This is a genomic window from Methylophaga sp. UBA3613, from assembly GCF_002375415.1.
Classification (GTDB): domain Bacteria; phylum Pseudomonadota; class Gammaproteobacteria; order Nitrosococcales; family Methylophagaceae; genus Methylophaga.
On record NZ_DFLS01000005.1, the window covers coordinates 205748 to 223666 of the forward strand.

Sequence of the window (17919 nt, forward strand, 5' to 3'; positions counted from 1 at the left end):
TACGAGCAGCGGTTTTTTATCTACGTAGTATTACGTATTGTTTTTTTCAACGCTAATAAAGCTAGGACCGATCTATCCTTTCAGTCACTTACCTGAAAGACAGACCGGTCCACTTGTCCCTGCTGTTCGTAACTGTTTACATTATTAACAAATATGCTCCGCTCAACGTTAACAATGTCGCAAAGGCACGTTGTACGAACAGTCCCAGTTGATCTTTAAAACTGGCAAGGTAAACACCCGTGGCGAGCAGAATCATGGTCGCCATCACCATACCCGCTACAGCTGCCAGGCCATTGCCTGCAGCAACCAATTCCTGACCATGAACAAAGCCATGCAATAACGCAAAGACCGTGGTTAATGTCAGTTGCCAGAATCGATTAATTGAAGTGTTGAGTAAAATCACCAAGCCCATTGCCAACAAACTGACTGCAATCGCTACTTCAACAACTGCCAGCCCGGATATCACTGCACCCAGTACCACACCACACAGCATAAACATGACAAACTGCATCGGTACCTGCCATCGTGCAGAAGACTGAGACTTTCCGGCCCAATAACCTACCGCCAGCATCACCAGCAAATGATCAATACCCGTAAACGGATGGCTGAATCCACTGGCAAAGTTAGCCATCTCATGTCCGGGATGAGCAAAAGCAATGGCTGGAAAAGCGACTATACCCAGTATCGTTAAAAGCATTTTTTTCATTTCTTTTCCCTCTTGGTTAAACGGTTAATTCAACATCAGTCCCTGTTTTTCAATAAACGCCACAATCTGATCCAGACCGTCTTCCTGCTTAAGGTTACTGAATACAAAAGGCCGTTCACCACGCATACGTTTGGAATCACGATCCATTACTTCCAAAGAAGCCCCGACCAATGGGGCCAGATCGGTTTTATTGATCACCAGCAAATCTGATTTGGTAATGCCCGGACCACCTTTACGCGGGATCTTTTCACCAGCGGACACATCAATCACATAAATAGTCAGATCCGACAGTTCCGGACTGAACGTCGCAGCCAGATTATCGCCACCACTTTCAACAAACACGATATCCAACGGATCGAAACGTTTACTGAGTTGAGCCACGGCTTCCAGATTCATCGAAGCATCTTCGCGGATGGCAGTATGCGGACATCCACCCGTTTCGACCCCAATAATCCGATCCGCTGACAACGCTTCATTACGGGTTAAAAACTCGGCATCTTCCTTGGTATAAATATCATTGGTCACCACAGCAATATTGTATTTGTCGCGTAGTCGCTTGCATAAGGCCAACGTTAAGGCTGTTTTACCGGAACCAACCGGACCACCGATGCCAACTCGTAAAGGTTCTTTCATTTTGTTTTTCTCTTATTCATGAACGAAATAAACGGGAATACTGGGTTTCATGTCGACAGCCAGCAATGCTCAGTGCTGGGCAGAAATTCTGTATATCGTCATCGGGTAATTGCATGGCTTGATCGACTAAAGCAGGCAAGGTCATCGCTAACTCTGACAAAATGCGTTGTCCTGCCACCTGTCCCAAAGGCACGGTTTTCATCACCGCACTGACCTGATTTTCCAGAAAAGACCAGGCATAGGCATGCAACATATCGCTAAGCGAAATCTCCCAGCACAGGGCGCTGACTGAATAAATAGTCGGAAAAGCCGGTTGTTGCAGGGTGCCGCTTAATAAGACGATTTGTGGGGGCCAGGTAGCTAAATCACGTTGCAACCGTAGTAACGAATAGGCCATCTGCCGCGTTTCAGCCAATGCTTCACTGCTATCGCGACCGGCCTGATAATACTCGTCCCAGTATTGTATCTGTGGACCATCCATCTGCTGCCAGGCCTTATATAACCTCAACAAAACCGGTAATTCATAGTTTACAAAATAGATCGACAGCACATCGCCTATCCACTGCTTCGATGATTCAATATCGATCACCTCACCGGATTCAATTGCCCATTCCAGTCCCTGTGAATAACTGTAGGCACCCACTGGCAACATTGGGCTGGCGAGTTGTAACAGACGGGAAAGCGACGCTGAACTCATCTTAGTGACTATGTCCATGTGCGTGAACATGATCATGTGAATGTTCATCATGATGATGGTGATGTCCGCCACCGCCAGCATAGGCTCCAGATTCTGGTTCAAAAGGTGCTTGTAATTCTTCAACCTGCACACCTAACCCCAACAACATATCTTTGAGAACTGAATCCGTTTCCAGCTTCAGCCATCCATCACCAATTTCCAGCGGAACATGACGGTTCCCCAAATGATAAGCGGCTCGGGTTAAAGCCTTTGAGGTGGTAGCAGTTACTTTCATCACGGCCTGATCGGCAGCAATTACTTCAATAATTTCACCGCTATCCGCCTGCAGAAAATCGCCTCCACGTAAAATCGTGCCACGCTGCATATATAACGCGGCTTCCGTGCCTGATTGCAAGGTCACACGAATACGGCTTTTCTGGCGTAAATCGAAACTCAGACTGACCACATCGGCAATGACCGTATCGCTATGAATATGATCCAGTTTGGTGGAAATCGATAACATTTTTGAACCTTGCCTATAAATTGCTAAAACAGGAAATAACGCTGCGTCATAGGCAGTTCAGTCGCCGGTTCGCAGATTAATAATTCACCATCTGCCAACACCTGATAGGTTTCCGGATCCACCTCAATTTTGGGCGTAGCATTGTTGAGCACCATATCTTTTTTACCGATATTACGGCAGTTTTTCACTGCCACCAGCGGTTTCTGTAATCCCAGTGCTGCGACCGCAGGATTGGCCAAGGCCGCTTCTGAAACAAAGGTTAAAGAGGTTTTTAAGGCTTTGCCAAAACTGCCAAACATCGGCCGATAATGCACCGGCTGTGGTGTGGGAATTGATGCATTGGGGTCGCCCATTGCTGCTGCGGCAATCATGCCGCCTTTTAATATCAGCGACGGTTTCACACCAAAAAATGCAGGGCGCCATAACACCAAATCAGCAAATTTACCGGCTTCAATGGAACCGACTTTATGGGAAAACCCATGAGTAATCGCCGGATTGATGGTGTATTTGGCAATGTAACGTTTCACCCGGAAGTTATCTGCATCACCATCACCACGCTCGGCATCTTCTTTCAAAGGACCTCGCTGTACTTTCATTTTATGCGCAGTCTGCCAGGTGCGAATCACCACCTCACCAACCCGCCCCATCGCCTGCGAATCAGAAGACATAATGGCAAACGCACCGGTATCGTGAAGAATATCTTCTGCAGCAATGGTTTCCCGGCGGATACGCGATTCAGCAAACGCCACATCTTCAGCAATCGAAGGATCCAGATGATGGCACACCATCAACATATCCAGATGTTCATCAATGGTATTGATGGTAAATGGTCGTGTGGGATTGGTGGACGACGGAATAACATTCTCGGCTGAGATAGCTTTGATAATATCCGGCGCATGCCCTCCGCCAGCACCTTCAGTATGAAAGGTATGAATGGTGCGATCTTTAAAGGCCGCTATCGTGGTTTCAACAAAACCTGATTCATTCAGCGTATCGGTGTGGATGGCTACCTGAACATCCATCTCTTCGGCCACCGATAAACAATTATCGATAGCAGCAGGGGTGGTACCCCAGTCTTCGTGCAATTTCAGGCCGATAACGCCAGCTTCGATCTGTTCTCTGGCTGGCTCAGGCTGCGACACATTGCCTTTGCCGAAAAAACCCAGATTCATTGGAAAGGCCTCGGCAGCTTCCAGCATGCGGTGAATATGCCATGGTCCCGGCGTACAGGTGGTGGCATTGGTCCCGGTAGCCGGTCCAGTGCCACCACCCAGCATGGTGGTGATCCCAGACATAAGGGCTTCTTCAATCTGCTGCGGACAGATCCAGTGAATATGACTGTCGATACCCCCTGCGGTAAGGATCATGCCTTCGCCGGCGATGACCTCGGTACCGGCACCCAATGGTATGGTTACATCAGGTTGAATGTCCGGGTTTCCGGCTTTGCCAATGGCCCAGATATGCCCATCTTTAAGCCCCACATCTGCTTTAATAATGCCGGTAACAGCATCGACTATCAGGGCATTGGTAATCACGGTATCAGCAACTTCAACTGAGACTTTCTGTGATTGCCCCATGCCATCGCGGATGACCTTGCCACCGCCGAACTTAACCTCTTCACCATAGGTGGTGAGATCCTGTTCGACTTCAATCCATAATTCTGTATCGGCCAGCCGGATTTTGTCGCCCACTGTCGGACCAAACATTTCGGCATAGGCTTGCCGATCAATTTTCAGACTCATGATAAAGCTCCCATAACTCTGCCGGCAAAACCGTAAACCTGACGCAAACCGGACAACGCAACCAATTCGACCGTGCGGGTCTGGCCGGGCTCAAAGCGGACAGCTGTACCCGGAGCAATATTCAAGCGAAATCCATAAGCCTTTTCGCGTTCAAACAGCAAAGCATCATTGACTTCAAAAAAATGATAATGCGATCCAATCTGCACCGGCCGGTCGCCGCTATTGGAAACATCAATGGTGATCACCTCACGACCTACATTCATCTGTAAATCGCCCGCTTTTACTCGCATTTCTCCGGGAATCATAGTCAGTGTCCTCAGATAATTGGGTTATGCACGGTGACCAGTTTGGTGCCGTCAGGAAAGGTGGCTTCGACCTGAATTTCCGGCAGCATTTCAGCAATACCCTCCATCACATCATCCAATGTCAGTAAAGTCGCACCATAGTCCATTAGTTCCGCAACCGTTCGGCCATCTCGTGCCCCCTCCATAATCGCCGCCGAGATATAGGCAACAGCTTCAGGGTAATTCAGTTTCAGGCCTCGGTCTTTTCGTCGCTCGGCCACCAGTGCCGCAGTAAAAATAAGTAATTTATCTTTTTCTCTAGGAGTCAGTTCCATTGCTTTTTCAACCTTGTTTATCTTTGTCTAGGTAGCCCAAATGCGAGGCCGGATAGCTGATCGCTTGCCATACCACGGACGCAGGCAGTGCCATAATTTTTCAAAATATATTTTGGCTTCCTGGGCACAGGGACCAATATAACGTGCGGTGAATATATCCGGCAGTGCTGAAACGCCATAATCCGCTGAAGAATCAATCTGAATGTCCTGACAGCTTTGCAGGATCTCTGCCGGCGTAGTGCCAGCGGCCACCACAAAACTGCCAAAAACCACTTGATTACGTAATCCGGCCATTGAACGCAGTACTCTGCTATCGGGATCCAGTAATGCAGATTCATTCCAGATTAACCTGCCTTCACGTTTAATCAATAACTTTTGACGAAAACGCCCGCTACCCCAACGTTCACCACTGGCCTGCCTGCCCAGGCAAACGACTTCCCAGCCAGCAAATACTGCTGTTTCACTAAGAGTAACCTGAGTATTAAGCGCGACATCAGCGCCATCAAATACGATATTTTCCTGTGGCAGCCATTCTAATTGGCCATTATCATCAATCGTCATCTCAATCTTCTGACTGGCTTGGCGACCGGCTGATTTATACCATTTGGTGGCACCCGGGGTGGTCAACAGTGCAGATGATTCAGTTTGCATTTGCACCGTCAATTGCAAATTATCGCCACCTGCCACACCCCCGGGAGGGTGGATAATAACGCCATGGGCAGGATTAGCGCCTTCAGGATAGAGAATTTTCTGAATCACCAACGGCCCATGATGCTGACGGCGGGCAAGGATGGTTTTGTTGGAGCGGCTATCGAACAGCAGTTTGAGACTGGCATCCCAGCCAGTCATCAACTGATTAATTACCGGTTTATCAATTTGTTGTGTTAATTCTGAGCGAACATTCATGCCAACACACTCCTTCATGTTGGACATTGATAAGCATATTTGTCTGCCTGGATCTGCTGGTCTTTCATAGCTGCCTTTGTTGTAAACCTGAAATATCAACAGAACCTAATAATATTTGTCTTAAACCGTCAAATATTTCTTTATCGTGTCGGCATCAACGTCGGCTCGCATATCTTCATGAATGAACTTACCTTTTTCAATCACAATAATACGGTCTGCCACTTCCATCGTAAAACTCAACACCTGTTCAGAAACGATAATGGTGATTTCACGCATTTTACGAATTTCATTTAAGACCTTGGCAATATCTTTGATGATTGAAGGCTGAATACCTTCCGTCGGTTCATCCAATAGTAATACTTTTGGATTGGTCACCAAAGCACGGGCAATCGCCAACTGTTGTTGCTGACCACCTGAAAGGTTACCGCCCTTGCGGTGACGCATATCATGTAATACGGGAAACAAGGCGAATATCTCATCAGGAATATGTTTCATTTTCGACACCTGCAGACCGGTTTCGATATTTTCCTGCACCGTTAATGTTGGAAAAATCATTCTTCCCTGTGGCACATAAGCAATCCCATTGGCAACACGGTTGTGACTTTCCATACTGCCAACGTCAGTCCCTTCGATACTGACTTTACCTGATTGACTGGGCAGGATCCCCATGAGGGATTTGAATAACGTGGTTTTACCCATGCCATTGCGTCCCATAATGGCCAGCGTTTCATTTTTAGCGACGTTAAAGCTGATGTCATGAATAACCTGGCTCTGGCCGTAACTTACTTGTAAATTTTCTACTTCAAACATGGTTAATCTCCCAGCTTAAAATCAATGCCCAAGATAGACTTCAATGACTTTTTCATCCGCCTGAACATTGTCCATCGTCCCCTCAGCAAGGATTTTGCCTTGGTGCAGAACGGTGACTTTACGGGCGATTTTTTTCACAAACTCCATATCATGCTCAATCACTATCACGGATCGATTCTGGCAAATCCGGTTGAGCAATTCGGCGGTTTCATCGCGTTCTTTGGCGCTCATCCCGGCGACTGGCTCATCCAGCATCAATAATTCCGGATCCTGCATCAGTAACATGCCAATCTCCAGCCATTGTTTCTGACCATGACTGAGAATCGCCGCTTCAGTCTCAAGAAAGTTTTCCAGCTGGATTTCTTTGGCCACCTCATTAACGCGTTTAATCACTTGTTCAGTGGTCTTGAAAAACAGGCTGCCAAATACCCCACGTCCTTCTGGATAAGAAACTTCCAGATTTTGGTACACCGTCAGGTTCTCGTAGATAGATGGCGTTTGAAATTTACGACCAATACCCGCCCGAACGATTTCATGTTCGGCCATCTTGGTCATTTCTTTGTTTTTAAAATTGATCGAACCGGAACTGGATTTGGTTTTGCCGCATATCAAATCCAGCAAGGTGGTTTTACCCGCTCCGTTTGGGCCGATAACCACTCGCAATTCGTTTTTATCGATATACATTGTTAACGTATCGACTGCTTTGAAGCCATCAAATGAAACCGTGAGATCTTCAATTGCCAGCAAAAAATCTGTTGTAGTCGTCATTATTTAGCTCCCTCGGTGGTGGCTTCAGATTCAATCTTCGTGGCAGATTTCTTTTCTGATTGCACTGGTTTATCAAATAATGGCTTTAGAAACTTCACTTTAGGGGCATATTTGTTGTAAATACCCGCCAAACCATTCGGGAAGAACATCACCACTGCGATAAACAACCCGCCCATCAGGAATAACCATAATTCAGGGAAAGTTTCAGAAAACGCCGTTTTACCGTAATTCACTAGCAATGTACCGTAGACCACCCCCACCAAGGACATTCGGCCACCGACAGCAGCGAAAATAACCATTTCAATCGAAGGCACGATGCCGACAAAAGACGGAGACATAAAGCCTACCTGTAAGGTAAACATCGCTCCACCGATGGCCGCAATGACGGCTGAAACACAAAATACAAAGATTTTGAAGTTTGAGACGTCATACCCTGAAAAACGCACTCGATCTTCCTTGTCTTTCATCGCCAGAAGCAGTTGTCCTAGTTTGCTGGTGAGAATGAATTTACTCACCATAATGACGCCTAACAGCAAAATGGCATTGATAAAATAAAGGATATATTTAGAAGAATCGGCACGTATATCCCATCCATTTAGGGTTCTCAAATCGGTAATACCATTAATACCACCGGTAAACCCTTGTTGCCCCACAATTAACACCGTTAGAATCACAGCGATAACCTGCGTGATGATGGCAAAGTAAACCCCACCAACTCGACGTTTGAACATCGAATAACCGATGATAAAGGCAAAGATCGACGGCACCAGAAGGATAGCTATTAAGGTAAACGTGAAACTTTCAAATGGAATCCAGAACCACGGTAACTCGGTCAACTGATTCCAGTCCATAAAGTCTGGAATGCCTGGTGTAGTCTGAATACTAGTACTTTCTGGGTCAGAGGCTTCGAGTTTCAAGAACATGGCCATCGCATAACCACCCAGTCCAAAAAATATTCCCTGTCCCAAACTGAGAATACCGCCATACCCCCACAACAACACCAGACTGACCGCTGCAAACGCGTAGGTCAGATATTTTCCGACCAGATTTAACCGGAACAAGTCTAGTGCCAGAGGCAACACCACTAAAATCAGCAGTGCCAGAACACCAATGGCAATCGCCCCACTCTTACCACCTAAAAATCGCTCATAGACAAAATTCATCATTTATCTCCTGCTGGTTATTTACGAACTTTGATTGAGAACAAACCTTCAGGACGCATCATCAAAATGATGACCAAAGCCAGCAAGGTAAATACTTTCGCCATAGATCCGCTGATAAAGAACTCCAGAATGGATTGCGCCTGCGCAATGGTGAACGCTGAGGCAATGGTGCCGAACAGACTGGCTGCCCCACCAAACACAACAACCATAAAGGTATCAACGATATATAAAGAACCTGATGTCGGTCCTGTGGACGCAATGGTAGTAAATGCTGCACCGGCGATACCGGCAATACCGCAACCCAGCGCGAAGGTCAATCGATCAACCTGTTTGGTATTAATACCGACGGCACCACTCATAACCCGATTTTGTGTAGTAGCCCGAACATTCAACCCCCAGCTGGAGCGATACATCAGCAAAAACACACCGAGAGTGACCAATGCAGTCAGACCTAATACAAACATGCCGTTAATTGGAATAAATATCGTTTCTGTTGGCATCCAGGACCCCATCAACCAATCCGGTAAGGCTGGACTGACTTCTCGTGCTCCAAAAATTGAACGAAACGACTGTTGCATAATCAGGCTCAGTCCCCAAGTTGCCAGTAAGGTGTCCAGAGGGCGTTTATAAAGATGCCTGATAAGCACAAATTCTGTGATGTAGCCAAATAGCCCGGCTACCAGGAATGAAACTAATATTGCTAATAAAAAGTAGTAATCCATGAATGCTGGAAAATAGGTTTCCGTCACTACGGAGAGAAGGTAAGTTGTGTAGGCTCCCATCGCCATAAATTCGCCATGGGCCATATTGATTACGCCCATTTGTCCAAAAATAATTGCCAATCCAAGCGCCATCAGCAGTAACACACTGAACAGGCTGAACCCGGCAAAGCCCTGCATGGCTAGAATTGAAGTCAATTCCTGTATTGAATACTCACCCATAACGGATACTCCGTAACATTTACTCGTTAATCAAAGGTTGGACAACCTTTCGCTCTTCTGTCACTTGGCAGGCTGGTCAACGACCAGCCTGCTTTTGCGAACGTTCTATTTCGATTTATTGGTAACCTTCTGGGAATGGGTTTGGCTCAATCAGATCAGAGGTATAAACCACTTCTGCCTGACCGTCTTTGTTCCATTTACCGATACGGGTTTTGCTCCATAAATGATGATTAGGATGCAGTTTGACGTAACCTTCAGGCGCTGTAGTCAGCTCGATATCACCTTCTTCAGATGCGGCGACAACTTTATCCACATCAAAACTTCCAGCTTTCTCGACTGCTGCTTTCCATAACCATGGGCCAAGGTAAGCGGCCTGAGTCACATCACCGATAACGCTGTCTTCGCCGTGCATTTCTTTAAATGCTTTTACAAATGCAACGTTGTTCGGATTGTCCTGACTTTGGAAATACTTCATAACAGAGTAGAAGCCTTCCAGATTTTCACCACCGATACCCAACACTTCATCTTCGGTCACCGACAGGGTCAACAGCGTTTGTTTATCTGCTGTAATACCGGCAGCATTCAGCTGTTTGAACCAGGCCACGTTACTACCACCCACAACAGCAGCGAAGATAACGTCAGGCTTTTTCAAACGGATTTTATTGATAACTGAACCAAACTGAGTATCACCTAAAGGTTTGTACTCTTCACCGACCACTTTACCGCCAAGTACTTTTTCGATGTGGATACGAGCGATCTTCATTGAAGTACGTGGCCAGATGTAGTCCGAACCAATCAGATAGAACGTTTTGGCACCTTTTTCTTCAGCAACCCAGTCCAGACCAGCAAGGATCTGTTGGGTAGCTTCCTGACCGGTGTAGATAACGTTTTTGGATTGTTCCAGTCCTTCATAGAAAGTCGGGTAATACAACAAACCGTTTTCTTTCTCAAAAACTGGCAAAGCCGCTTTACGTGATGCCGATGTCCAGCAACCGAAAACTGCCGCTACATTATCATTCACCAGTAACTTTCTGGATTTCTCAGCAAATGTTGGCCAGTCACTGGCACCATCTTCCTGAATGATCTCAATCTGGCGGCCGAGGATACCGCCACTTTCATTGATCTGTTTGATAGCCAGCTTTTCCGCTTCCTGGGCACCGGTTTCACTGATCGCCATGGTGCCGGTTAATGAATGCAAGATCCCTACTGTTACAGTGTCATCTGTCACTGCAAGTCCGGTTGTGTTGACTTCAGCAGTCGGATAATCCGCTGCCATTGCACTACTGGTAATAAATCCAGCAGCCACCATTGCACTTAACAGTGCTCCGGTTTTACCTAAAAATTTTCGTCGACTGAAGTAACTCATCGTGTATCTCCTGTTAGCAAATTTAGAGTGAACAGCGTTGTTCCGAACGGTTTTTCTTGGCGCTCAATGTCCGAGCATCCAGGGTCTTGCGGTTTTCTTTGTCTGCATCATCAGGCCGTTGGGATTGCTTTTGGCCTGTGCTGCCGTTTTGGCTTTATCGGTGGAATCGGTTTTACACGTGTGCGTTCCTGAGCAACCACAGCTGGAACGTCGCACTTGTTTAGGTTCATGGGCAGACTTTTCATTGCGTTCTTTGGCCACCCGAGTGTTTCGGTCCATCAAGGCGAGATAGGGGGCGGAAATAATCCGCACCGCCATCTCGCCACACTCCACACATTCCACCGAGTTACCGGCTTCGCTCATTTTGCGAAGCGCGGTGAAATCGCCACAATGCTCACATCGGTAGTCATATATCGGCATAACGTGATATCCCGTCTTAAGAAGTCGAACTTAAATCAAAACCCTGAGTGACAAATTGCGATGGGCCATCTGCCGTAGGGTTAATATTGAAATCAAAGATTTCTGTTGGGATCCACAATGTGGCACATGCATTCGGAATATCCACCACACCACTAATATGACCTTGAACTGGGGCGGTACCTAGAATGGATAGTGCTTGCTCACCGGTGTAACCGAATTTCTTCAGATATTCGATGGCATTCAGACAGGCTTGACGATAGGCAACATGAACATCCAGATAATGTTGTTTACCTTGTTCATCGACTGAAATCCCTTCAAACATCAGGAAATCGCTGTAAGTCGGTGTTAAAGGACTGTTTTTGAACAGTGGATTTTTAATACCGTATTTCTTCACGCCATCTTTAATCAGGCTGACTTTGATATCGATATAGCCGGCCATTTCGATAGCACCACAGAACGTGATTTCGCCATCACCCTGAGAGAAGTGAAGGTCACCCATCGATAAACCGCCATCTTTCACATACACCGGAAAGTAGATTTTTGAACCTTTGGTCAAATCCTTGATATCGCAGTTACCGCCATGCTCACGCGGTGGTACGGTACGAGCACCTTCTTTTGCCGCTTTAGACGCTTCATCACCCTTCAAACGGCCCATCACAGCAGCCTGTTCATTAGGTGGTAATGCCAGAGGAGGCACACGATCTGGTTCGGTTGAAATCAATTCAGCTTCACGTTTGTTCCATTCCGCCAACATTTCTTTCGATGGCAAACAACCAATCAAACCAGGATGCATAATGCCGGCGAATTTAACGTTCGGCACATGACGTGAAGTGGTGTAAATACCGTGGAAATCCCAAATGGATTTACGCGCTTCAGGGAAGTGGTCCGTTAAAAATCCACCGCCATTTTCTTTGGAGAAGAAGGCATTAAACCCCCATTGTGAATCTTCAAAAGTGCCGACATCTAAAATGTCTACCACCATCAAGTCACCGGGCTCTGCACCCTCAACACCAATTGGGCCACTGAGATAGTGGACTTGTAACAAGTCCACATCACGAATGTCATTGGCACTGTCGTTGTTACCGATCTGGCCACCGGTCCAATCCATACATTCCACCCGGAATTCATCACCCGGTTTCACCATGGCAATCATCGGAATATCGGGATGCCAGCGATTATGGATTTGACCGTCCTGTTCCCAGGGTTTTTTATCTAAATCAAGTTTTACTAAGGTTTTCATCGGTATCTCCTACGTTGAAGAAACGTTTTGATAGGTAATATTTGGATTAAAATTGCAGCTGCATTGAAACGACGAATTGATCTTGATCCGCTAAACCTTCTCTTTCCAGGTCGCGATAAACGGCGGTAACGGATGCGTTGTAGCCATCAATGAAGTAGTTCACCCCAAAATCTGTACGCTCGGTTTCGCCAGCATCAGAATCAAAACTTTGGTAGCGAACGAATGGCATAAATTGGCCCCAACCAACTCTTTGGTTGAAGATATAGCCGGTACTGACGTAATAGGCTTCACCTTGCTCTGAAAGGAAGACATCATCCGTGTCATAGTCGAAGTAGGCGGCCTCAAGAGATACCGCACCCGCGGCAAGTTTCTTCTCTACCAGAAGATCCACTGTCCATTGAGAGTAATCACCAACTTCAGTTGCTGAAGCTGAACCATCGCCTTTATGACGGCCTGCCAAACCTATAGTGAAAATATCTTTGGTACCGAGATAGTTACCTGTACCGTAATAACCTGGCTCTTTATCCCAGAAGCTGTATTGCAAACGCCCGGCATACATCAGGTCATCGTCTTGATCGGCATTATCGGTAACGTCTCCCACACCACTAAATTCAAAAATCTTGTCGGCTTCAAAAGCACCGAATGAATAAGCCAATCGTTGGTCAAATGCCGTGGCAACTAAAGCCACACCATCATCACGACCGATAGTGCCGCCATTCCAGCCATATCGAGCTGTAATGTTTGCCCAATAACCATCACCTGATGTGTAGTAAGGCCCAGCCATATTGGCGCGGCTGCTTGGTGACAGGAAACGACCTGCCCAAATCGCCATATCTGGGGTAAATTGGAAAATACCGGCAGCGTCAATAATCTGGAAAGAATCATTACCACCTGATTTTTCAGAGTTGAACATACCTTTGATGTATTTATTTAATGAACCTGAAACATACAAACGGGCACTGTCCAGTTCAAAATCATTAGAATTGCCGCCATCATTTGCCGCATCTTCAAGATTGCTATAGCTGCCACGCATACCAAATCCAACACTGACATATTGATCTTCACCAAAGGTAATCGTGCCAGCAGCATGACTAGTTGCCACAGGGGCAAGAGTAGCGGTTGTGGCCAAGGCGACCAGGTATGCGACTTTGTTCATTTTTTTCATTTTTCTTCTCCCGAAAAACTCACCAGAATTAAAGCGTTGTTGTTGAATTCGCCTCGGTGCTCATCAACCATTAAGTTCGAGAGCCATACTAGTCAGCTGGGTCTAGTGCTTAAATACGTCAAATTGCGTACATGGGTTACGTAGGGTTTCAGTTACTCTGAGAACACACTTTCAAATAACAGGTTGTTAAGGAGGAAAAATGAAACGCCAAAGCATTCACGTAATCGGTTCGCTGATTTTGTTCAGCAGCTTGTTAGTTGTTTCAGGTTGTGGAGGAGAATTCAGTTATAAACGAGGCGCTACTGCGACAGATTTTCAAAGTGAAAAAGAGCGCTGTGAATCAGAGTCAGCTTCTGAAAAAGAAATTGATCAGTGTCTGCAGCAGCAAGGCTGGTTAGTCGTTAGTGCAGATAAGCCCTTGATTCCACTGAGTCGTGGTGAAAGCAAAACCATTGCGATAGCGGATGATGCCATGGCAGAAATTGACGATAAACCCGTTGATCCCATGGAAAAATTACAGGTTAATTCATGGTGGCGAGCGGGTGCTGGACCGGAAAAACTAATGAATGACAGTGAAGCCTGCACAGCGGAATTAGGTAAAGAACACTCCCCTGAAGCGAATATGAGTCTGGTTACCCGCGGCTTATTGGGCTGTATGCAGAAAAAAGGCTGGGCTGCCTTGTTACAACAGTAACTGTTGAAAATCACATCTGAATGGCCTGGAGCGGGCTGCATTAGGGATTCGCCGGGATTTAGGGCATAACTATTGCAGTCACAGCTTCATGATTATCTGAAGAAGGGGAAATGAGCATGATGCAGCTGTGGCGTGATTATGATCCCGGTGAGTTCTACGATGAGCTGATGCATGATCAGCATCAGCCAAGACACTTCAGTTATAAACTGCTGGATTATCTGAAATCCATGCGAAAAGAGGCATTCGAGCAGCGTATCGTTGATTCTGAACTCGAAATTCTGGAGCGTGGTATTACCTTCACGGTCTATAGCGATGCCGGCAATATTGATCGTGCCTGGCCCTTCGATATCATTCCCCGCATCATTCCCAAAGGCGAATGGGATTGCACCGAAAAGGGGCTGGTGCAACGAATTCGTGCCTTAAATATGTTCATCAATGATATTTACAACGATGGCAACATTATTCGTGATGGGCTGATTCCAGAAGAAGTTGTGCTGCAATCCAAAGGTTACCGACCTCAATGTAAAGGCATGCAACCTGCACACGGGATCTGGGCGCATATTTGTGGTTCGGATTTAGTGCGTGATGACAACGGCACGATGTATGTATTGGAAGACAATTTACGGGTGCCATCCGGTGTTGCCTATATGCTGGAAAACCGCAAGACCACCAAGCGTGTATTACCGGAATTATTCAAATTACTGCATATCAGCCCGGTCAATGATTACCCTTCACACCTTTCTGCAATGCTGGCTTCGCTGGCACCCGATGACATAACACATCCAAAGATGGTTTTACTGACCCCGGGAATCTATAACTCAGCTTATTTTGAGCATGCTGCATTAGCTCAGCAAGCGGGTTTGATCTTGTTGGAAGGCGCCGATCTGACCGTTGGCAATGATGGTTATGTCTATATGAAAACCATTCATGGTCTGGAACGAGTCGATGTCATTTATCGACGCATAGATGATGATTTTATTGACCCTCTGGTGTTCCGTGAGGATTCTACACTTGGTATTCCCGGCATTATGCAATCCTGGCGCGAAGGAAAAGTCGCCATTGCCAATGCCCCCGGCTGCGGTGTTGCCGACGATAAAGTTATTTATGCCTATGTGCCGGCAATGATTCGCTATTACCTCAACGAAGAACCTTTGTTACCCAATGTACCAACCTGGATGTGTCGAGATCCGCACCAACTTCAGCACGTTCTCGACAACTTAGCGGATCTTGTCGTCAAACCTGCTAATGAGTCCGGTGGTTATGGCATGCTGGTTGGGCCGCATTCCAGTGAAGAACAAATAGAAGCTTTTCGCCAATTATTAATCGACGATCCTAATAACTACATCGCCCAACCGACCCTAAAGTTATCGGTATCCCCCACCAGTTGCGGCGATCATATTGCGCCTCGTCATGTGGATTTACGGCCATTTATCCTGTCTGGTAAAAATAACTACGTCACACCTGGCGGGTTAACCCGGGTAGCACTCGTCAAAGGATCGCTAGTTGTTAATTCTTCACAGGGTGGTGGCAGCAAAGATACCTGGATAGTGGATGACTCACATTTTGGAGGGCTTAACTGATGTTGTCGCGGGTAGCTGAACGGGTTTATTGGTTGGCCAGATATCTGGAGCGGGTCGAAAATACCGCTCGTTTAATCAATGTCCATACCGGGCTGCTGATGGATTTACCCAGAGACGTCGAAATAGACTGGTTTACCTTAGTCACCATTTTTGATGCTGAAATGTTTTATCACGCAAACTTTGAACAGATTAATGAAAATAATGTGATGCAATTTTTGCTGGCAGAACCCAATAACCCGATATCGCTACTTAATTCATTATCCGCCGTTCGGGAAAATGCCCGTACCTCGCTGGATATCCTCCCGGAAGAAACCTGGGAGCAGGTAAATGAGCTGTATCTGCTGGTTAAAAATGAAATGGCGGCCATCAGTAACCGGCGTCGACGTCAGCAATTGCTATTGACCATCATGGAACGCTGCCAGACTGTGTGGGGCATATTGGTCAATCATATGAGCCGGAATCATGCCTATCATTTTATGCAAACGGCCAAGCATCTGGAACGCGCCGATATGACCAGTCGAATCCTGGAAATGACGTCATTACTGATGGCTGAAAACCGCAGTGAATCGATGCGTGCAGCAGAAGGCATTTTATGGACACATTTATTACGCGCATTAAGTGCTCAGCAGATGTACACTCAGACTTACAGTTCATCCGTTAACGCCGATGGCGTATTAACTTTTCTGATTCGAGATGAGGCTTTTCCACGTTCTTTATTCTTTTCGCTTAAAGCAATTGGACGTTATTTGTGGCCTCTTCCTCAGTCAGCAACCACATTGGAACACCATCAAAAAATCATGTCTGAAATGTTTAATGAAAATCTGAAAGAACTTCCAGCCGAGATGATCTATACCCGTATGGATGAATTACAGGCAAAACTTGCTGAATTGAGTTCTCAGATAAGTCAAAAATGGTTTCACCCTGATAGATCGGTCGCATGAAACGTTTTTATTGTCATTGCGGGCAAGAAGTTTTTTTTGATAATACATATTGCAACAGCTGCAACAGGATCTTAGGATTTGATACCGAACAGCAACAGATTGTCAGTATCGAGCCTTACAAAGGCCAGTTTCGTTCGGTGGAAAGTCCCGAAAAACGTTATAAACGCTGTGTCCATCATCAGCATTTGATGCAGTGCAACTGGCTGCTGCCGGCCGATGATAATTTTACGCAATGCATATCCTGCCGGTTAACCCGTGTCATACCTAATCAGAACTACCCGTATAACGTTAAACGCTGGTCAGTGCTGGAAGCGGCCAAAAGAAGGATGCTGTATGGCTTGCTTCGGTTAGGTTTACCGATAGATCAATGGCCAGCTACTGATACACAGCAACTGCAGTTTCATTTTCTGGAAGATCAGATAAGTAATCCGATTGATGGTCATGAGCAGGTTTTCAGTGGTCATGCGGCAGGTATCATTACGTTAAATGCTTCAGAAGCTGATAACAGCTATCGCGAAGCAACCCGAGAGGCCATGAATGAGCCTTATCGTACGTTACTAGGCCATTTCCGTCATGAAATCGGGCATTTCTACTGGGAAAAACTGATTAAAAACCAGCCAATTTATGATGCGTTTAAAGCATTATTCGGTGATGACACTATTGATTATCCGCAGGCTTTGGCAGCTTATTACGAGGCTGGCCCTCCCGAAGATTTTCAGCAGGAGTTTATTTCAGCCTACGCCAGCGCCCATGCCTTGGAAGACTGGGCTGAAACCTGGGCACATTATCTGTTGATGCATGAAACACTGGAAACGGCAGTGGAGTTTGAGGTTATTCGCCCCCCCGAAACGGATCGGGAATTTCATGTCTGGTTATCAGAATGGATGCAGTTAGTACTGGTGTTGAACGCGTTGAACAGAAGTATCGGTAATGCTGATGCCTATCCATTTGTGGTGTCAACCGCGGTGCAGAAAAAGCTGCAGTTTATCCATGATCTAATGCATGATATTTAACGTTAACGACGTT

The 17919-nt window shown here is 46.3% G+C and carries 20 protein-coding genes; 4 read left to right on the forward strand and 16 right to left on the reverse strand.

Features of this window, described 5'->3' with window-relative positions:
* Positions 1-136: 136 nt before the first annotated feature.
* The 16 genes from B3S93_RS05935 to B3S93_RS06010 form a co-directional block, all read right to left on the reverse strand.
* Positions 137-706, reverse strand: coding sequence for a HupE/UreJ family protein (locus tag B3S93_RS05935; protein ID WP_292403618.1), 570 nt, complete (start codon positions 704-706; stop codon positions 137-139).
* Between the two features lie 24 nt (positions 707-730).
* Positions 731-1339: an urease accessory protein UreG gene (gene ureG, locus B3S93_RS05940; protein ID WP_292403615.1), complete on the reverse strand. Its 609-nt coding sequence runs from the start codon at positions 1337-1339 to the stop codon at positions 731-733.
* A gap of 16 nt (positions 1340-1355) precedes the next feature.
* The gene (locus B3S93_RS05945; RefSeq protein ID WP_292354405.1) at positions 1356-2036 is read right to left on the reverse strand and encodes an urease accessory protein UreF; all 681 of its coding nucleotides are present in this window, start codon (positions 2034-2036) and stop codon (positions 1356-1358) included.
* 1 nt (position 2037) lies between these two features.
* Positions 2038-2538, reverse strand: a complete 501-nt coding sequence (gene ureE / locus B3S93_RS05950; RefSeq protein ID WP_292403612.1) for an urease accessory protein UreE — start codon at positions 2536-2538, stop codon at positions 2038-2040.
* A 23-nt stretch (positions 2539-2561) separates the two neighbouring features.
* On the reverse strand, positions 2562-4280 hold the full coding sequence (gene ureC, locus B3S93_RS05955) for an urease subunit alpha (RefSeq protein ID WP_292403609.1): 1719 nt from the start codon (positions 4278-4280) through the stop codon (positions 2562-2564).
* Positions 4277-4585, reverse strand: coding sequence for an urease subunit beta (locus B3S93_RS05960; protein WP_292354399.1), 309 nt, complete (start codon positions 4583-4585; stop codon positions 4277-4279). The genes ureC and B3S93_RS05960 overlap by 4 nt, the downstream gene beginning before the upstream one ends.
* 11 nt (positions 4586-4596) lie before the next feature.
* Positions 4597-4899, reverse strand: a complete 303-nt coding sequence (gene ureA / locus B3S93_RS05965; protein ID WP_292354397.1) for an urease subunit gamma — start codon at positions 4897-4899, stop codon at positions 4597-4599.
* Between the two features lie 27 nt (positions 4900-4926).
* Positions 4927-5805, reverse strand: a complete 879-nt coding sequence (locus B3S93_RS05970) for an urease accessory protein UreD (protein WP_292403606.1) — start codon at positions 5803-5805, stop codon at positions 4927-4929.
* Between the two features lie 120 nt (positions 5806-5925).
* Positions 5926-6615, reverse strand: a complete 690-nt coding sequence (gene urtE / locus B3S93_RS05975) for an urea ABC transporter ATP-binding subunit UrtE (protein ID WP_292354393.1) — start codon at positions 6613-6615, stop codon at positions 5926-5928.
* Positions 6616-6636: 21 nt separating this feature from the next.
* A complete protein-coding gene (gene urtD, locus B3S93_RS05980; protein ID WP_292354391.1) occupies positions 6637-7383 on the reverse strand; it encodes an urea ABC transporter ATP-binding protein UrtD in 747 nt (248 codons plus the stop codon).
* Complete coding sequence (urtC, locus tag B3S93_RS05985; protein WP_292403603.1) at positions 7383-8549, reverse strand: urea ABC transporter permease subunit UrtC; 1167 nt, start codon at positions 8547-8549, stop codon at positions 7383-7385. Before urtC ends, urtD begins: the two co-directional genes overlap by 1 nt.
* Positions 8550-8563: 14 nt before the next feature.
* Positions 8564-9487 carry an urea ABC transporter permease subunit UrtB gene (gene urtB, locus B3S93_RS05990; protein WP_292354387.1) on the reverse strand — a complete coding sequence of 308 codons (924 nt, stop codon included), beginning with the start codon at positions 9485-9487 and terminating at the stop codon, positions 8564-8566.
* Positions 9488-9602: 115 nt separating this feature from the next.
* Positions 9603-10853, reverse strand: a complete 1251-nt coding sequence (gene urtA / locus B3S93_RS05995) for an urea ABC transporter substrate-binding protein (protein WP_292354385.1) — start codon at positions 10851-10853, stop codon at positions 9603-9605.
* A gap of 63 nt (positions 10854-10916) precedes the next feature.
* Positions 10917-11273 (reverse strand): FmdB family zinc ribbon protein, encoded by a 357-nt coding sequence (locus B3S93_RS06000; RefSeq protein ID WP_292354383.1) that lies wholly within the window; start codon positions 11271-11273, stop codon positions 10917-10919.
* A 16-nt stretch (positions 11274-11289) separates the two neighbouring features.
* Positions 11290-12513 carry a formamidase gene (fmdA, locus tag B3S93_RS06005; RefSeq protein ID WP_292354381.1) on the reverse strand — a complete coding sequence of 408 codons (1224 nt, stop codon included), beginning with the start codon at positions 12511-12513 and terminating at the stop codon, positions 11290-11292.
* A gap of 46 nt (positions 12514-12559) precedes the next feature.
* Positions 12560-13678, reverse strand: a complete 1119-nt coding sequence (locus tag B3S93_RS06010) for a porin (protein ID WP_292354379.1) — start codon at positions 13676-13678, stop codon at positions 12560-12562.
* A 199-nt stretch (positions 13679-13877) separates the two neighbouring features.
* On the opposite strand from B3S93_RS06010, the gene B3S93_RS06015 reads away from it, so the two are divergent.
* From B3S93_RS06015 to B3S93_RS06030, 4 genes are all read left to right on the forward strand, one after another.
* A complete protein-coding gene (locus B3S93_RS06015; RefSeq protein WP_292354377.1) occupies positions 13878-14372 on the forward strand; it encodes a hypothetical protein in 495 nt (164 codons plus the stop codon).
* Between the two features lie 116 nt (positions 14373-14488).
* Positions 14489-15952, forward strand: a complete 1464-nt coding sequence (locus B3S93_RS06020) for a circularly permuted type 2 ATP-grasp protein (protein ID WP_292354375.1) — start codon at positions 14489-14491, stop codon at positions 15950-15952.
* Entirely contained in the window at positions 15952-16893 is a 942-nt protein-coding gene (locus B3S93_RS06025) for an alpha-E domain-containing protein (protein ID WP_292354373.1), read from the forward strand. Before B3S93_RS06020 ends, B3S93_RS06025 begins: the two co-directional genes overlap by 1 nt.
* Positions 16890-17906 (forward strand): zinc-binding metallopeptidase family protein, encoded by a 1017-nt coding sequence (locus B3S93_RS06030; protein ID WP_292354371.1) that lies wholly within the window; start codon positions 16890-16892, stop codon positions 17904-17906. The genes B3S93_RS06025 and B3S93_RS06030 overlap by 4 nt, the downstream gene beginning before the upstream one ends.
* Positions 17907-17919 lie beyond the last annotated feature (13 nt).

Excerpts from the sequence above, each read along its gene's own strand:
- ureC (WP_292403609.1), bottom strand. The coding sequence starts at position 4,280 with ATGAGTCTGAAAATTGATCGGCAAGCCTATGCCGAAATGTTTGGTCCG.
- B3S93_RS06020 (WP_292354375.1), top strand. The coding sequence starts at position 14,489 with ATGATGCAGCTGTGGCGTGATTATGATCCCGGTGAGTTCTACGATGAG.
- urtA (WP_292354385.1), bottom strand. The coding sequence starts at position 10,853 with ATGAGTTACTTCAGTCGACGAAAATTTTTAGGTAAAACCGGAGCACTG.
- urtC (WP_292403603.1), bottom strand. The coding sequence starts at position 8,549 with ATGATGAATTTTGTCTATGAGCGATTTTTAGGTGGTAAGAGTGGGGCG.
- ureA (WP_292354397.1), bottom strand. The coding sequence starts at position 4,899 with ATGGAACTGACTCCTAGAGAAAAAGATAAATTACTTATTTTTACTGCG.
- ureG (WP_292403615.1), bottom strand. The coding sequence starts at position 1,339 with ATGAAAGAACCTTTACGAGTTGGCATCGGTGGTCCGGTTGGTTCCGGT.
- B3S93_RS05960 (WP_292354399.1), bottom strand. The coding sequence starts at position 4,585 with ATGATTCCCGGAGAAATGCGAGTAAAAGCGGGCGATTTACAGATGAAT.
- B3S93_RS05945 (WP_292354405.1), bottom strand. The coding sequence starts at position 2,036 with ATGAGTTCAGCGTCGCTTTCCCGTCTGTTACAACTCGCCAGCCCAATG.
- B3S93_RS06030 (WP_292354371.1), top strand. The coding sequence starts at position 16,890 with ATGAAACGTTTTTATTGTCATTGCGGGCAAGAAGTTTTTTTTGATAAT.
- B3S93_RS05970 (WP_292403606.1), bottom strand. The coding sequence starts at position 5,805 with ATGAATGTTCGCTCAGAATTAACACAACAAATTGATAAACCGGTAATT.
- ureE (WP_292403612.1), bottom strand. The coding sequence starts at position 2,538 with ATGTTATCGATTTCCACCAAACTGGATCATATTCATAGCGATACGGTC.
- urtD (WP_292354391.1), bottom strand. The coding sequence starts at position 7,383 with ATGACGACTACAACAGATTTTTTGCTGGCAATTGAAGATCTCACGGTT.
- B3S93_RS06015 (WP_292354377.1), top strand. The coding sequence starts at position 13,878 with ATGAAACGCCAAAGCATTCACGTAATCGGTTCGCTGATTTTGTTCAGC.
- B3S93_RS06000 (WP_292354383.1), bottom strand. The coding sequence starts at position 11,273 with ATGCCGATATATGACTACCGATGTGAGCATTGTGGCGATTTCACCGCG.
- fmdA (WP_292354381.1), bottom strand. The coding sequence starts at position 12,513 with ATGAAAACCTTAGTAAAACTTGATTTAGATAAAAAACCCTGGGAACAG.
- urtE (WP_292354393.1), bottom strand. The coding sequence starts at position 6,615 with ATGTTTGAAGTAGAAAATTTACAAGTAAGTTACGGCCAGAGCCAGGTT.
- urtB (WP_292354387.1), bottom strand. The coding sequence starts at position 9,487 with ATGGGTGAGTATTCAATACAGGAATTGACTTCAATTCTAGCCATGCAG.
- B3S93_RS06010 (WP_292354379.1), bottom strand. The coding sequence starts at position 13,678 with ATGAAAAAAATGAACAAAGTCGCATACCTGGTCGCCTTGGCCACAACC.
- B3S93_RS05935 (WP_292403618.1), bottom strand. The coding sequence starts at position 706 with ATGAAAAAAATGCTTTTAACGATACTGGGTATAGTCGCTTTTCCAGCC.
- B3S93_RS06025 (WP_292354373.1), top strand. The coding sequence starts at position 15,952 with ATGTTGTCGCGGGTAGCTGAACGGGTTTATTGGTTGGCCAGATATCTG.